Source organism: Streptomyces sp. NPDC025638, from assembly GCF_055558775.1.
The window spans coordinates 423,942-437,855 of sequence record NZ_JBVHLX010000002.1 but is presented as its reverse complement, the minus strand read 5'-3'; the positions used below and the strand labels follow the sequence as shown (position 1 = coordinate 437,855).

The window sequence follows — 13,914 nt, the reverse complement described above, 5'->3', positions numbered from 1 at the left end:
CAGTACACAGCGCTGTGGTCCGAGGGGGTCAGTCACGGAAACCATGAAGGAGTTGGCTGGCCAGCACGGGCATCTTGTAGATTCGTATGAATGGAGGCCATCAGAAACCTCCTCGTTTTCCTCTGGAAACACCACCGGGCCCCCGCCCCACTGAACCCTTCAAGATTCATCGTAGTTTTCGAGACACAGAACGGCGGCGACGAGAATGCGGCTGCGCGCACTCCTGGACACCGATGCGCTGGGCCTGCGGCTGCTCGGCGGTGAGGACGAGCTCGACCGCGCCGTGCGCGGGGTGATGACCACCGATCTGCGCGACCCCAGCCGGTATCTCTCGGGCGGGGAGCTGGTGCTGACGGGGCTGGCCTGGCGCCGCGACGCGGAGGACTCCGAGCCGTTCGTACGGATCCTGGTGCAGGCGGGCGTGGCCGCGCTGGCCGCCGGTGAGGCCGAGCTCGGGGATGTGCCGGACGACCTGGTGCTGGCCTGCGCGCGGCACCGGCTGCCGCTCTTCGCGGTGCATGAGTCGGTTGCGTTCGCAACGATTACCGAGCATGTGGTCCGGCAGGTCTCGGGCGAGCGGGCCGGTGATCTGGCGGCCGTGGTCGACCGGCACCGCCGGATGATGACCTCGGGCCCGGCGGGCGGCGGCCCGGACGTGGTCCTGGACCTCCTCGGCTCCGACCTGGACCTGCGGGCCTGGGTGCTCTCCCCCACCGGGCGGCTGATCGCGGGTTCGAAGGTCGCGGGCCCGGCCCTGCCACCGGAGACCTGCGCCAGGCTCGCCGCCGAGCATCTGTCCGCCGTGCGCACCGGCCGTCGCGGACCGCACCGGGTGCTGCTGGGCTCCGCGCCCGCGTCGACGTACTCACTGTTCCCGATCCGCAGCAGCGGCCGCTCCCCGCAGGGGGCGCGGGACGTGCGCGAGACCGTGCTGTCGGACTGGCTGCTCGCCGTGGAGGCGGACGCCGGGGACTGGCCCGAGGAGCGCCTGGACCTGCTCCAGGGCGTCACCCAGCTGATCGCGGTCGAGCGGGACCGGCGGGACGCGTCGCGCACGGTGCGGCGGCGGCTCGCGCAGGAGGTCCTCGAACTGGTGCAGACGGGCGCCGCGCCCGCCGAGATCGCCGCGCGTCTGCGGGTGGCCGCGCCGGTGCTGCTGCCGGGCCTCGGGACCGCCCCGCACTGGCAGGTGGTCGTGGCGCGGGTCGAGTGGGACGAGGGCGAGGTCGAAGGGGGCCCGGTCGCCCAGTCGCTGCTGGAGGAGATCCTGGTCGACCCCCTCGCCACCGGACCCGAGCCCTCCGACCGGATCGCCGTCGCCCACACCGGTGATGAGGCCGTAGCGCTGGTCCCACTGCCGGCCGTCTCGTCCGAGCACGACGGCTCGGAGGCCGGGATCCTCGCCGACGAGCTCCTGGAGACCGTACGGGACCCGTTGTCGGCGGGCCTGGGCGAGGACGGGCGGGTCACGCTGGGCGTCAGCGCGGCCGTGCACTCGGCGGAGGGGCTGCGGGGCGCGCTGGAGGAGGCGCGGCATGCGCGGCGGGTGGCCGCGGCGCGCCCCGGACACGTGTGCGCGGCGGGCCACCAGGAGCTGGCCTCGCACGTGCTGCTGCTGCCGTTCGTGCCGGACGACGTCCGCCGGGCCTTCACCGCCCGCCTCCTGGATCCGCTGCGCGACTACGACCGCCGCCACCGCGCCGAGCTGATCCCGACACTGGAGGCGTTCCTGGACTGCGACGGCTCCTGGACCCGCTGCGCCACCCGGCTTCACCTGCACGTCAACACGCTGCGCTATCGCGTGGGGAGGATCGAGCAGTTGACGGGACGGGACCTGTCCCGGCTGGAGGACAAGCTCGATTTCTTCCTGGCGTTGCGGATGAGCTGAGGTCGCCCGTGCGGGCGACGGCGATGCGCCAACCGGTGGCGCGATCCCACGACTTTGTGAAATTATTCACCCATCCTCTTGGCCAGGCCAGTCGATTGGTGCTGGAATGCCGCCACCACTCAACAGCTCGATGGCGCGCTCGGGGAGGGCAACGTGGCGCATACCGCCATGTCTGGTAACGGAACGACCGCTGGCGACGATCCTCTCCAGACCGCGGTATGGCGGCTGCGCTCGCGGGCCTGCTGGGCCGACGCGGCCGCGCTGCTCCCGCCGGACGGCGCGGCGGCCACGCTGCAACGGGCCGGGCTGCTGGTCGAGCGGTGTCTCTACACCGAGCGGGGCTGGGCGGAGGCCGAGGACGCGCTGCGTACGGCCGAGGCGCAGGCCCGCAGCGACGAGGAGCGGGGCGCGGCCGCTTGTGAACGCGGGCAACTTGCGTACGCGGCCACGATCCACGGGGTGCGGGACCGGGCCGACGAGGCGCGGGCGGCGCTGGGGCGGGCGGCGGCGCTGCTCCCTCCGGGGGTGCCGGGCCGGGCCCTGCTGGACTTCCGGCGCGGTCTGCTCGCCGAAAACCTGGCCCGCTCCCCGCAGGCGGCGCTGGCCGCGTACCGGCGCGCCCACGCGGCCGCCGCCGCGCACTCCGACCCGCTGCTGCTCTCCTTCACCTGGCGCCACCTCGCCGGACTGGCGCTGCGCGAGGGCGAGTTGGCGGAGGCGAGGCACGGCTTCGCCGAATCCCTGCGCATCCGGGAGGAGTTGGGCTATCTGGTGGGTACGGCACCGGCCCTCGCCTCGCTGGCCGACGCGGAGTCGGAGCCGGAGGCGTCCCGGCTGCGGGAGGAGGCCCGCCGGCTGTTCCGCCTGCTCGGCGGCGTACCGACCTGGCTGGCCCGCCAGCTGGCCCCGCCGGCTCCGGGGGCGGCCACGGCCTGAGCGCGGACCCAGAGGGAACTGAGAGGTTCCTGTGTCAGGGTGGCGCGACCGACCCCCTCACAGGAGTATCCCGATGAGCCTCGTCAATGGCCTGCCCGCACATGTCCTGCTCGTCCATTTCGTCGTCGTGCTCGTTCCGCTGACCGCGCTGGCCCTGGTGGTCTGCGCCGTGTGGCCGAAGGCCGCGCGGCGACTGGGCCCGCTGCTGCCCCTGCTCGCCTTCGTGGCGCTGGTGAGCGTGCCGCTGACCACTCAGGCCGGCGAGTGGCTGGAGGGTCACGTCGACGGCAACGCCCTGGTCCGCCGGCACGCCGAGCTGGGCGACGGGCTGCTGCCCTGGGCCGCGGGCCTGTTCGTCCTGGCGGCGGCAGTCTGGTGGGCGGGCCGCCGCCAGTCCACGCCGGACGCCGCGCAGCCCGGATCTCCCGCCCCGGCACGCCGCTACGCCCTCCCCCTGCAAATCACGTTCGCCGTACTGTCCCTGGTCGTGGCCTCGGGCGCGGTCCTGGACGTGTACCGCATCGGCGACTCCGGCGCGAAGGCCGCCTGGCACGACGGCTTCTCAAAGACGGCAAGCAACACGGGATCCGAGGACGACGGCTCCTGACCCCCTCCGGGCCCGCGCCACGCACCCCCCACACGGGACGCGCCGCGCGGGCCCGGCACGCCGCTCGGCCCGCGGACGCGACGGGCCGACACCCCGCACCGGTACGCCCTGCCCCACATCAGCAGCCCCGACACGAAGCCCGCCACAGGCCCGAAGGCAAGGTCCCTGCCCCCTCCGGGCCCACCCCGCACACCCCCCACACGGGACCCGCCGCGCGGACCCCGGCACAGCGCGCAGGCCGCGCCGAACGCGCCGGATCGGCCGGCATCGCACGCCGGTACCCCTGCCCCGCACCGGCGACTCCGGCGCAAAGGCCGCCGGACAAGACGGCTCCTCGAAGACGGCAAGCGCCACGGGGGCCGAAGGTGAGGTTTCTGCCCCCCCCCTCCGGGCCCCCGCCACGTACCACCCACACGGGACGCGTCGCGCGGGCCCCGGCACGCCGCTCAGCCCGCGCCGAAGGCCAGCCAGCCGCATCGGCGACTCCGGCACGACGGCCCCTCGAAGACCGCAAGCACCACGGGGCCGAAGGCGACAGCCCCTGACCTCCTCCGGGCCCCCGCCCCACGCACCACCCACACGGGACGCGTCGCGCGGACCCCGGCAGACTCCTCAGGCCGCGCCGAACCCGGGTCAGGCCGGATCGGCCGGCATCGCACGCCGGTACCCCTGCCCCGCACCGGCGACTCCGGCGCAAAGGCCGCCGGACAAGACGGCCCCTCGAAGACCGCAAGCGCCACGGGGGCCGAAGGCGAGGTTTCTGACCCCCTCCGGGCCCCCGCCGCGTACCACCCACACGGGACGCGTCGCGCGGGCCCCGGCAGACCGACCGCTCAGGCCGCGCGAAGGCCGACCGGCACGACGGCCCCTCGAAGACCATGAGCGCCACGGGGCCGAGGCAACGGTTCCTGACCCGCTCCGGGACCCCGCACAGCCGCGCCAGGCCCGCAGATGGCCGGGCGGCGCAGCGTGGCGCTCAGGTCGCGCCTGCGAAGTGTTCGCCCACCAGGGCGCGTACTACGTCCAGGTCCCGGGCGATCAGGGCCTCCAGCAGTGCCGTGTGCTCCGCCGCGTCGGCGATGAGGTCGGCGTGGCCCGGGCGCGGCGGGCCGCCGACCAGGGGCCACTGGGAGCGGCGGTGCAGGTCCTCGGCGATCCGGACGAGCTGTTCGTTGCCGGAGAGGGCCAGGAGCGCGTTGTGGAAGGTGCGGTCGGACTCGGCGTACGTGGCGCGGCAGCCGGAGGACGCTGCGCGCGTGGTGTCCTCGGCGAGGGGCCGCAGCTCGGCCCAGCGCGCGGCAGGCACCGTACGGGCGAGCCGCAGCATCACCGGCACCTCGATCAGCGCGCGGATCTCCACCAGCTCGGCCAGCTCCCGGGTGCCCCGCTCGACGACCCGGAACCCACGGTTCGGCACGACCTCGACCGCGCCCTCCAGCGCAAGCTGCTGCATGGCTTCCCGCACGGGCGTCGCGGAGACCCCGAACCGGTCACCGAGCGCGGGCCCCGAGTACACCTCGCCCGGCTTCAGCTCCCCCGTCACGAGCGCGGAGCGCAGCGCGTCCAGGATCTGGCCGCGCACGGACGAGCGCTGCACGACCGCCCGCGGCTGCGGAATCGGCCGCTCACTGTGCGTGTGCTCGCCTCGGGCCTCCGGCGTCGAGGTGTCGCGCTCGCGTGCCACGTCCGCGGCGCGCGGCTGCGCGGGCACCCGCGGCGCGTCCGCCGGATGATCAGGAATCCCCGTTACGGCGGAGCCGTGTGCGCCCTGCTTCACGGGGGTCCTCCTCCGGGTTGTCGGCACTTGGGCTATTAACGGCGGGTTGTTACTCACCCGTCAAGCACCTTAGGCGCACAACGCGTCAGTTCAAATTCCGAACGAAGTGAGTAAGGTAAGGCTTACCTTTTCATTCATCCCGATCACTGACCGGCGGTCACGGCACGGCCCGGTGTCCACTAGAATCACCGGCGACTGGGAACACCCCCGCGGAGACAGGCAGTTCACAACTTCCTCACTTTTCTCAGGAACTTTCCGTGGCCCCATCCGTACGGGTAGTCTTATTCGAACTCAACTCCCGCCCCTCAAGCGGCAGTTCGAGCAGAACGCCGCCCTGGGCATCCCCTTGCACTTCGTTGGCGGCCTCTTGCCCCGAAACCCCCTGAGGGCCGTTGGGATTGGGCCACTATGGCGGGCGATACGCCCTATCCCAATGCAAGGGACCCCAGATGAGAGACATATCGCTGAACTGGCTGCTTCCGGGCGGCGTACTGCTCCTGGGCATGCTGGCGGCGGTTGCGGTGCTTGCGCGCGGTAAGCGCTCCTCGGGGAAGGACGCGAGCGCGGACGACTCGTGGGAGCGCAGCGAGGAGCGCCGCCGGCGCAAGGAGGCCATATACGGCACCGCCTCCTATGTCCTTCTGTTCTGCTGTGCGGCGGTTGCCGCGGCACTCTCCTTCCACGGCCTGGTCGGCTTCGGCCAGCAGAACCTCGGCCTCACCGACGGCTGGGAGTACCTGGTGCCGTTCGGCCTCGACGGCGCGGCCATGTTCTGCTCCGTCCTCGCGGTGCGCGAGGCCAGCCACGGTGACGCGGCCCTCGGCTCCCGGATCCTCGTATGGACGTTCGCGGGCGCCGCGGCCTGGTTCAACTGGGTGCACGCACCCCGGGGCATCGGCCACGACGGCGCCCCCCAGTTCTTCTCCGGCATGTCGCTGTCGGCCGCCGTGCTCTTCGACCGCGCGCTGAAGCAGACCCGCCGGGCCGCGCTGCGTGAGCAGGGCCTGGTGCCCCGTCCGCTGCCGCAGATCCGTATCGTCCGCTGGCTGCGGGCCCCCCGCGAGACCTACAAGGCCTGGTCGCTGATGCTCCTGGAGGGCGTGCGCAGCCTGGACGAGGCGGTCGAGGAGGTGCGCGAGGACCAGCGTCAGAAGGAGCAGACGCGGCTGCGCCGCCGCGAGCAGCAGCGGGTCGAGCGTGCCCAGCTCAAGGCGATCAGCCGCGGGCACCGCGGTTTCGTCGGCCGCGGCACCGGCCGGCAGATGGAAGTGCACGAGGTGGAACGCGGTTCCTCCCAGGTCACTGCGGAGCCTGCCATATCCGCGCCGGAACCGCTGCCCGTACGCTCTCGGCCCTCCCTTCAGCCGGTCCGCAAAGGGTCTGACCCGATCACGGTCGACCTGACCGCGGAGGACGACACCATGGCGCTGCCACGGCTCGACTCCCTGGAGCGCAAGCTCAAGGACCTTGAGCAGCAGTTCGGCTAGTCCGGCCGGGGCCGGACACCACTCGGGACGGGGGCGTGACCTTCAGGGTCACGCCCCCGTCCCGTTGCCGTGGCTCACGCGGCCTCCGCGCCGAGTTCGAACCACACCGACTTCCCCACCCCGTGCGCCCGTACGCCCCACGCGTCCGCGAGGGACTGCACCAGCACCAGACCCCTGCCGTGCGTGCCCTCGTCGGCCTTCGGTGCGCACATCCTCGGCCTGCGGCCGACGAAGTCCCGCACCTCCACACGCAGTCCACGCGGCCCCAGGACGGCTGTCAGGACGGCATCGCGGTCGGTATGGACGAGGGCGTTGGTGACAAGTTCGCTGGTGAGCAGTTCGGCGACCTCGGAGCGGCCAGGCTTTCCCCAGTGCCTCAGGAGCTCGCGCAGTGCCCTGCGTGCCTCGGGCACCTCCCGCAGGTCCGCCCGGCCCAGCCGGCGCCTGAGCTGCGGTGCGTGCGTCTGCTCCACGACGTTGATGTTGACGGTCTCTTCCCCCACTGCCTTCGCCGAGGAGGCCCCGATCGCCACGGGACCGCCCCCTCGTGCCTGCCTCTTCATGACCCCCGCCCGCACGCTGTTGCCGGTACCCCTCCTGATCGAACACCTTCACGGGGATCCATGCCCCGTCCGTCCAGGGGCAGTCATGTCGAAAAGTCAACAACCGGCTCTTCGGCCACGGTTGGAGGGGACTTCAGGGCAGGCTCCAGTGCCCCCGCGTCCAGGTTCCGGACCTGGGGTCCGCAGTACGCCGCCACGGGTGCCCCGTCAAGGGCCTAACGGTTCCGTTCTGCCGATCCGGCCGCCGCCACGGCGGAGACCGGGCACGCGATACGCCGCAGGGACGATTCTGCAAGGCCGGTGAAACTGGCCGGAATCAAACGGTCCCCACAGCCTGACCGACCCGTCAGGGCCGAGGCACGTTCCGCAGGTTGGACCGGGCCATCTGCACCATGCGCCCCACGCCACCGTCCAGCACCATCTTCGACGCGGACAGGGCGAACCCCTTGACCATCTCGGCCTTGATCTTGGGCGGGATGGACAGGGCGTTGGGGTCGGTGACGACGTCGACGAGGGCCGGCCCGGGGTGCTTGAGGGCGTCCCTCAGGGAACCGGCGAGCTGCTTGGGCTTCTCGACCCGGATCCCGAAGGCACCGCAGGCACGGGCCACGGCGGCGAAGTCCGGGTTGGTGGTGGCCGTTCCGTACGGGGGCAGCCCGGCGACCAGCATCTCCAACTCGACCATGCTCAGGGAGGAGTTGTTGAACAGTACGACCTTCACCGGCAGGTCGTACTGCACCAGGGTCAGGAAGTCGCCCATCAGCATGGAGAACCCGCCGTCCCCGGACATCGACACGACCTGCCGGCCCCGGTCGGTGAACTGCGCCCCGATCGCCATCGGCAGCGCGTTCGCCATCGAGCCGTGCGAGAAGGAACCGATGACCCGGCGGCGGCCGTTGGGCGAGATGTAGCGGGCGGCCCAGACGTTGCACATCCCGGTGTCGACGGTGAACACCGCATCCTCGGCCGCGAGTTCGTCGAGTACGGAGGCCACGTACTCGGGATGGATCGGGACGTGCTTCTCCACCTTCCGGGTGTAGGCCTTGACCACACCCTCCAGCGCGTCCGCGTGCTTCTTCAGCATCCGGTCGAGGAAGCGCCGGTCGTCCTTGGTCCGCACCCGCGGGGTGAGACAGCGCAGCGTCTCGCGCACATCGCCCCACACGGCGAGGTCGAGCCGGGAGCGGCGGCCGAGCACCTCGGGCCGCACGTCGACCTGGACGATGGCGACGTCGTCGGGCAGGAATGCGTTGTACGGGAAGTCGGTGCCGAGCAGGATCAGCAGATCGCACTCATGGGTGGCCTCGTAGGCGGCGCCGTAGCCGAGCAGACCGCTCATGCCGACGTCGTACGGGTTGTCGTACTGGATCCACTCCTTGCCGCGCAGCGCGTGGCCCACCGGGGACTTGATCTTCCCCGCGAACTCCATCACCTCGGGGTGCGCGCCCGCCGTGCCGCTGCCGCAGAACAGGGTGACCCGCTCGGCCCTGTCGATCATCTCGACGAGCCGGTCGATCTCGGCGTCGCCCGGGCGCACCGAGGGCCGGGAGGTGACCAGGGCGGTCTCGGCGGTCTTGTCCGGCGCGGGTTCGTCGGCGATGTCGCCGGGCAGGGACACCACGCTCACACCGCGCTGTCCGACCGCGTGCTGGATCGCGGTCTGCAGCAGACGGGGCATCTGTTTGGGGCTGGAGATCAGCTCGCTGTAGTGACTGCACTCGCTGAACAGCCGGTCGGGGTGGGTCTCCTGGAAGTAGCCGAGGCCGATCTCGCTGGACGGGATGTGCGAGGCGAGGGCAAGCACCGGGGCCATGGAGCGGTGGGCGTCGTACAGGCCGTTGATGAGGTGCAGATTGCCCGGGCCGCAGGAGCCGGCGCAGGCCGCCAGCTTCCCGGTGATCTGCGCCTCCGCGCCCGCCGCGAAGGCGGCCGTCTCCTCGTGCCGTACGTGGATCCAGTCGATGGCGGAGTTGCGGCGGACGGCGTCGACGACCGGGTTGAGACTGTCGCCGACGACGCCGTACATGCGGCGTACGCCGGCGCGGACGAGGATGTCGACGAACTGCTCGGCGACGTTCTGCTTGGCCATGGCTCTCGCGTGCCCCTTCGTCTCCGGAGTAACCGTCCGGTGCCATCGGGTGCGATCGGATGCCGTCCGGTCTCTGCGAGATCCATGAATTCACAGGGTGCGCGGTTACGCCTCCCAGACGGCGGCCACCGTACGGTCGTCGGCGTATCCCTTCACCCGCACCTGGGTGTCCGCGAGGAACGCGGCCAGACCGGGTGGGGTGCCACGGGACCAGCGCCGGGCCAGGTAGGCGCAGAGGGCGGGCTCGCCGCGCAGCGGGTCGGCGAGCCCGCCGCTGCACATCAGCAGGGCATCGCCCGGACGGGCGACGGAGGCACGGAAGCGGAAGGGTTCGCGGGGTGGTTCGGGGGCCGGTTCGTACGGACTCGGGGGCGTCGGGATGCCCAGGTCCATGGTGAGCCGGTCGCCCTGCGGGGTCTCGGACGGCAGCGAGCCGAAGCCGACCACGGCCTCACCGGTGGTGTCGTCGGCCGTGACCCGTGGCTCGATGTCCTGCCACTCCCCGTTCCGCAGCCGGAACAGCCCGCCTTCGCCGATCCCGAAGAACACACGTGTGCGGCACTCCGGGTGGGCGGGCAGCAGCAGACAGCGCAGGGTGGCCGAGTACTCATCCGGGTCGATGCCCTGCTCGGCGGCGCTGGCGCGGAGCTTGCCGAGACTGCGGTCGGTGAGCCGGTGCAGGCCGGACTTCAGGTCACCGCGCCGGGCGGCCCGGATGTCCTCGCCGAGCCGCTGATGGCTGCGTCCGACGGCCCGCCCGATCAACTGACAGGCCTCGGCCGCCGCCCGGTGTGCCCCCGGCGTGGCCCGCGCGCCGGTCGCCAGGGCCACGAGGATCAGCGCCTGCTCCCCCGACCCGAACCGCGCGGTGAGCAACGAGTCGCGACGCGGCTCTCCCCGGTACCGCGCGGAGTCCCCCCGCACGGACACGGCCCGCAGCGTGCATGCCCCGTACCGGGCCCCGTCGAGCACCGTGTCCGCGACCAGATCGTCCAGCTCGTCGGGATCGGCGACGGGCAGCGCGGTGGGTTCGGCGTCATAGGTGGGCGGCCCGGATCCGACGTAGTCGACGGTAGCGGAGGGCGGCGGGACGACGGGCAGATCGAGCTGAGTGGCAGCAGGGGCACCCTGCCGGACGTCAGGCGTGCTGTCCGGCAAGTCCCTGAAGCCCGGGGGCCTGGGGCCCGGTGGGAACGTCGCGGGGCCCTCGGGTGCCTCGGCCGGCGGCTCCCAGGGGGCGCGCTGCCGTGGAGGTCCCTCGCCCGGCGCGGTGGGCGCGCGTTGCGGCGGGACCGTGGACTCCACGGCGGGGGGCGCGTCCGAGGGGCTGTCCCCCGTCGCCGTACCCGATCGTGGGTCCACCGTGTCCGCCGCCGAGGCGAACCGGTCGTCCAGGGAGTCGGCCGTGGCCGTGGGCCCGGCGTCGTCGGTGGAGTCGTCGTACAGCTGCCCCCACCAGTCGTCCTCATGACGGGTGGGCCTACCCCCCTGCTGGCTCATGCCCCTAATTGTCCACCGCATGGGCCGTATGAAAACGGGGCATCCCGAAAAACCGGCGCGCCTGCCGGACGTACACGCCGTACCGAGGGACGCGGCGAACTGCCGTACGAGGCAAGGCGATACGCACAACGCCGCCGGGCGGCCCCACCCCCCACGGGAGGACCGCCCGGCGACACCGTTGATCAACTGATCGGTGCCGCCACCTTGGCAGAGTGACCGTCGGTACGGCGATGATGTGCCGAGGCGGGATTGCGCCGTGGCCGGTTTCCGCCATGGCCGCCCGTGTCACGACTTGTCTCAGGGAGGGGCGAGGGCTGATGCTCGCGGCGATAGGGCTGGACGAGACGCACGAGTCGGCGTACCGGGCACTCGTGTCCGTGGGCGCCGCCGACGTGGCCGATCTCGCCCGGCGCCTGACACTGGCCGAGCACGACACCGAGCGCGCCCTGCGCCGGCTGGAGCGGCACGGCCTCGCGGCGCAGTCCTCGGCCCGCCCCGGCCGCTGGGTCGCCGCACCCCCGGGCGTGGCGCTGGGCGCGCTGCTCACCCAGCAGCGGCACGAACTGGAGAAGGCCGAGCTGGCGGCGGCCCTGCTCGCCGAGGAGTACCGCGCGGCAGCCACGGAGCCCGCGGTGCACGACCTGGTCGAGGTGGTGACCGGCGCGTCCGCGGTCACTCAGCGCTTCCTCCAGCTCCAGCTCGGCGCAAGCGACGAGGTCTGCGCGCTGGTCACCGGCAACCCGGCCGTCGTCTCCGGCATGGACAACGACGCCGAGGAGCAGGCCGCCGGACGCGGGGTCCGCTACCGGGTGGTCGTCGAGCGGGCCGTGCTCGACCGGCCGGACGGCATCACCGAGCTGACCGCGGCGCTGGGCCGCAACGAGCGGGTACGGGCGGTGGACCGGGTGCCGACCAAGCTGGTGGTCGCCGACCGCACGCTGGCCATGGTGCCGCTCACCTCGCACACCGGCGAACCGGCCGCGCTGGTCGTGCACGCCAGCGGCCTGCTGGAGCTGCTCTCGGGGCTGTTCGAGTCGGTGTGGCGGGACGCGCTGCCGCTGCGGCTGGGTGCGCAGGGGGTCGTCGAGGAGCAGCCGGACGGTCCCGACGGCACCGATCTGGAGGTGCTCTCGCTGCTGCTCGCCGGGCTGACCGACGCCAGCGTCGCCAAACAGCTCGACCTGGGCCTGCGGACCGTACAGCGACGGGTGAAGCGGCTGATGGAGCTGACCGGTGTGACGACCCGGCTCCAGCTGGGCTGGCACGCCTACGAGCGGGGCTGGGTGGCCAGGGACGACCACTGACCCAGCGCCTGGCCTGCGCCGTCGCCCGGGCTCCGGCACGCTGGGCAGATGGGAGTGCCCGAGCTCCTGCTGGTCGGCCTGGTGATCGTGCTGGGCCTGTGCGGAGTGCTGGTGCCCGGGGTGCCGGGGTCATGGCTGGTGTGGGCCGGGGTCCTGTGGTGGGCGCTGACGGATCCGCAGCCGCTGGCCTGGGGTGTCCTGGTGGGCGCCACCGTCGTACTGGCCCTCTCCCTGGTGGTGCGCTGGGCGCTCCCGCCCCGGCGGCTGCGCGAGAGCGGCGCCACGCCCCGGATGGGGGTGTACGCGGGCGCCGGTGCCTTCCTCGGCTTCTTCCTGCTTCCCGTGCTGGGCGCGATCCCCGGCTTCATGGCCGGGATCTACCTCCACGAGCGACTGCGTCTGGGCCGCCATGGCGAGGCCATGGCCGCGCTGCGTACGACGATGCGCTCGGGCGGCTCCAGCGTGCTGGCGGAGCTGTTCGCCTGCCTGCTGATCGCTGGGGCGTGGCTGGGCGCGGTGATCGGGGGCTGACGCGTCAGCCGAGGACGGCCGGCTCGACGGTGTCGGCCAGCACCCGCATGCCCGCGTCGTTGAAGTGCAGATGGTCGCCCGGGTCGTAGTCGGGCCGGATCCGCTCGGGCGACGCCGGGTCGCGGACGACGGCGTCGAAGTCGACCACCACGTCGAAGACACCGCCCGTGCGGATGAGGGCGTTGACCTTCTGCCGTACCGCCTCACGGGCCGCCGTGAAGGCGGAGTAGCCGCTGTAGGGCGTGAGGGTCGCACCGACGACCCGGATGCCGTGGGCGTGCGCGCGGGTCACGATCTCGCGGTACGCCTCCACGAAGGCGACCGGGTCGCTCGCCTCCGGTGAGCCCTTGATGTCGTTGATGCCCTCAAGGACGATCAGCGCGCGCACCCCGGCCCGGGACAGCGCGTCGGCGTCGAGCCGGGACAGGGCGCTGGGCCCGACGCCGTCCCGCAGGAGGCGGTTGCCGGCGATGCCCGCGTTGAGGACGCCCAGCCGGCGGCCCCGGAGGCGTTCGGCGAGCCGGTCGGGCCAGCGGTGATTGGCATCGGTGGTGGAGCCGTTGCCGTCGGTGAGGGAGTCCCCGAAGGCGACGACACTTCCGGCGGCCGTGCCGCGCACGTCGACGCCGGTGACGTAGTACCAGTAGCGCGTCCTGGCCGAGTAGGCCGCGCCGTCCTCGTCGGCGGCCCGCCCCTCGCCCTGCGCGGCGACATAGCTGGTCTGAAGGGCCGTGCGGTGGTACGTCGCGGGGCCCGAGTCGGCGGGCGTGAAGACCGTGACCAGCAGATCGGCGGCGGCCGGCACGGCCAGCGGCACCGGGTCGGTGAGCACGTCCCAGCCCGGCGGCACGCTGACGGACTCGGCCCCGCCGAAGGTGGCGACGCGCATCGAACCGGCCACGGCTGCCGGACCGCCGCCCGCCCGCCGCAGGGCGACCGTGACCGAGCCCAGCGTCAGGGGCACTGTGCCGAACCGGTTGCTGAGCCTGATCCGCACGGCCGTCCCGCCGACACTGGTGTGCACGACGTTGCGGATGGCGGCACCGGGAAGCGCGGGAGCGGTCCCCGAGGGGGCGGTCTCCCAGGTGCCGGTCCAGCCGGACGACAGCACGGAACCCGCGTCGGCCGTCGCCGTCGGCGCGGTGGCGCCCAAGGACCCCAGCAGTAGCAGCAGTGCGAGAACCCGCCCGGCCTTGACCATGTGTGCGCCCGCCCTTCCCCGTCGCCCGCTG

The 13,914-nt window shown here is 72.7% G+C and carries 11 protein-coding genes; 6 read left to right on the top strand and 5 right to left on the bottom strand.

Annotation, left to right across the window (positions count from 1 at the left end; all coding sequences use genetic code 11):
• Nucleotides 1-205 precede the first annotated feature (205 nt).
• The 3 genes from ACZ4EG_RS06075 (at nucleotide 206) to ACZ4EG_RS06065 (ending at nucleotide 3,431) form a co-directional block, all read left to right on the top strand.
• The gene (locus tag ACZ4EG_RS06075) at nucleotides 206-1,888 is read left to right on the top strand and encodes a PucR family transcriptional regulator (protein WP_467789716.1); all 1,683 of its coding nucleotides are present in this window, start codon (nucleotides 206-208) and stop codon (nucleotides 1,886-1,888) included.
• A 153-nt stretch (nucleotides 1,889-2,041) separates the two neighbouring features.
• Nucleotides 2,042-2,824, top strand: coding sequence for a hypothetical protein (locus tag ACZ4EG_RS06070; protein WP_363294543.1), 783 nt, complete (start codon nucleotides 2,042-2,044; stop codon nucleotides 2,822-2,824).
• 73 nt (nucleotides 2,825-2,897) lie between these two features.
• Nucleotides 2,898-3,431 carry a DUF2231 domain-containing protein gene (locus ACZ4EG_RS06065; protein WP_453557616.1) on the top strand — a complete coding sequence of 178 codons (534 nt, stop codon included), beginning with the start codon at nucleotides 2,898-2,900 and terminating at the stop codon, nucleotides 3,429-3,431.
• A 976-nt stretch (nucleotides 3,432-4,407) separates the two neighbouring features.
• Here the strand turns inward: ACZ4EG_RS06065 and ACZ4EG_RS06060 are convergent.
• A complete protein-coding gene (locus ACZ4EG_RS06060; protein ID WP_467789715.1) occupies nucleotides 4,408-5,208 on the bottom strand; it encodes a GntR family transcriptional regulator in 801 nt (266 codons plus the stop codon).
• A gap of 449 nt (nucleotides 5,209-5,657) precedes the next feature.
• Between ACZ4EG_RS06060 and ACZ4EG_RS06055 the strand changes: the two genes are divergently transcribed.
• Nucleotides 5,658-6,695 (top strand): DUF2637 domain-containing protein, encoded by a 1,038-nt coding sequence (locus ACZ4EG_RS06055; protein WP_453557620.1) that lies wholly within the window; start codon nucleotides 5,658-5,660, stop codon nucleotides 6,693-6,695.
• A 74-nt stretch (nucleotides 6,696-6,769) separates the two neighbouring features.
• Here the strand turns inward: ACZ4EG_RS06055 and ACZ4EG_RS06050 are convergent, their stop codons facing one another.
• From ACZ4EG_RS06050 to ACZ4EG_RS06040, 3 genes are all read right to left on the bottom strand, one after another.
• On the bottom strand, nucleotides 6,770-7,228 hold the full coding sequence (locus tag ACZ4EG_RS06050; protein WP_453557622.1) for an ATP-binding protein: 459 nt from the start codon (nucleotides 7,226-7,228) through the stop codon (nucleotides 6,770-6,772).
• A gap of 376 nt (nucleotides 7,229-7,604) precedes the next feature.
• Complete coding sequence (locus ACZ4EG_RS06045) at nucleotides 7,605-9,347, bottom strand: pyruvate dehydrogenase (RefSeq protein WP_467789714.1); 1,743 nt, start codon at nucleotides 9,345-9,347, stop codon at nucleotides 7,605-7,607.
• Nucleotides 9,348-9,452: 105 nt separating this feature from the next.
• Nucleotides 9,453-10,847 (bottom strand): PP2C family serine/threonine-protein phosphatase, encoded by a 1,395-nt coding sequence (locus ACZ4EG_RS06040; protein WP_467789713.1) that lies wholly within the window; start codon nucleotides 10,845-10,847, stop codon nucleotides 9,453-9,455.
• A 317-nt stretch (nucleotides 10,848-11,164) separates the two neighbouring features.
• On the opposite strand from ACZ4EG_RS06040, the gene ACZ4EG_RS06035 reads away from it, so the two are divergent.
• Nucleotides 11,165-12,151 carry a helix-turn-helix domain-containing protein gene (locus ACZ4EG_RS06035; RefSeq protein ID WP_467789712.1) on the top strand — a complete coding sequence of 329 codons (987 nt, stop codon included), beginning with the start codon at nucleotides 11,165-11,167 and terminating at the stop codon, nucleotides 12,149-12,151.
• Nucleotides 12,152-12,199: 48 nt separating this feature from the next.
• The gene (locus ACZ4EG_RS06030) at nucleotides 12,200-12,682 is read left to right on the top strand and encodes a DUF456 domain-containing protein (RefSeq protein ID WP_467789711.1); all 483 of its coding nucleotides are present in this window, start codon (nucleotides 12,200-12,202) and stop codon (nucleotides 12,680-12,682) included.
• 4 nt (nucleotides 12,683-12,686) lie between these two features.
• Here ACZ4EG_RS06030 and ACZ4EG_RS06025 read toward each other — a convergent pair whose 3' ends face one another.
• On the bottom strand, nucleotides 12,687-13,883 hold the full coding sequence (locus ACZ4EG_RS06025) for an SGNH/GDSL hydrolase family protein (RefSeq protein WP_467789710.1): 1,197 nt from the start codon (nucleotides 13,881-13,883) through the stop codon (nucleotides 12,687-12,689).
• Nucleotides 13,884-13,914 lie beyond the last annotated feature (31 nt).

Bases quoted from the DNA above. Each gene is read 5' to 3' on its own strand.
- ACZ4EG_RS06075 (WP_467789716.1), top strand. From the start codon at position 206: ATGCGGCTGCGCGCACTCCTGGACACCGATGCGCTGGGCCTGCGGCTG.
- ACZ4EG_RS06065 (WP_453557616.1), top strand. From the start codon at position 2,898: ATGAGCCTCGTCAATGGCCTGCCCGCACATGTCCTGCTCGTCCATTTC.
- ACZ4EG_RS06055 (WP_453557620.1), top strand. From the start codon at position 5,658: ATGAGAGACATATCGCTGAACTGGCTGCTTCCGGGCGGCGTACTGCTC.
- ACZ4EG_RS06045 (WP_467789714.1), bottom strand. From the start codon at position 9,347: ATGGCCAAGCAGAACGTCGCCGAGCAGTTCGTCGACATCCTCGTCCGC.
- ACZ4EG_RS06040 (WP_467789713.1), bottom strand. From the start codon at position 10,847: ATGAGCCAGCAGGGGGGTAGGCCCACCCGTCATGAGGACGACTGGTGG.
- ACZ4EG_RS06035 (WP_467789712.1), top strand. From the start codon at position 11,165: ATGCTCGCGGCGATAGGGCTGGACGAGACGCACGAGTCGGCGTACCGG.
- ACZ4EG_RS06030 (WP_467789711.1), top strand. From the start codon at position 12,200: ATGGGAGTGCCCGAGCTCCTGCTGGTCGGCCTGGTGATCGTGCTGGGC.
- ACZ4EG_RS06025 (WP_467789710.1), bottom strand. From the start codon at position 13,883: ATGGTCAAGGCCGGGCGGGTTCTCGCACTGCTGCTACTGCTGGGGTCC.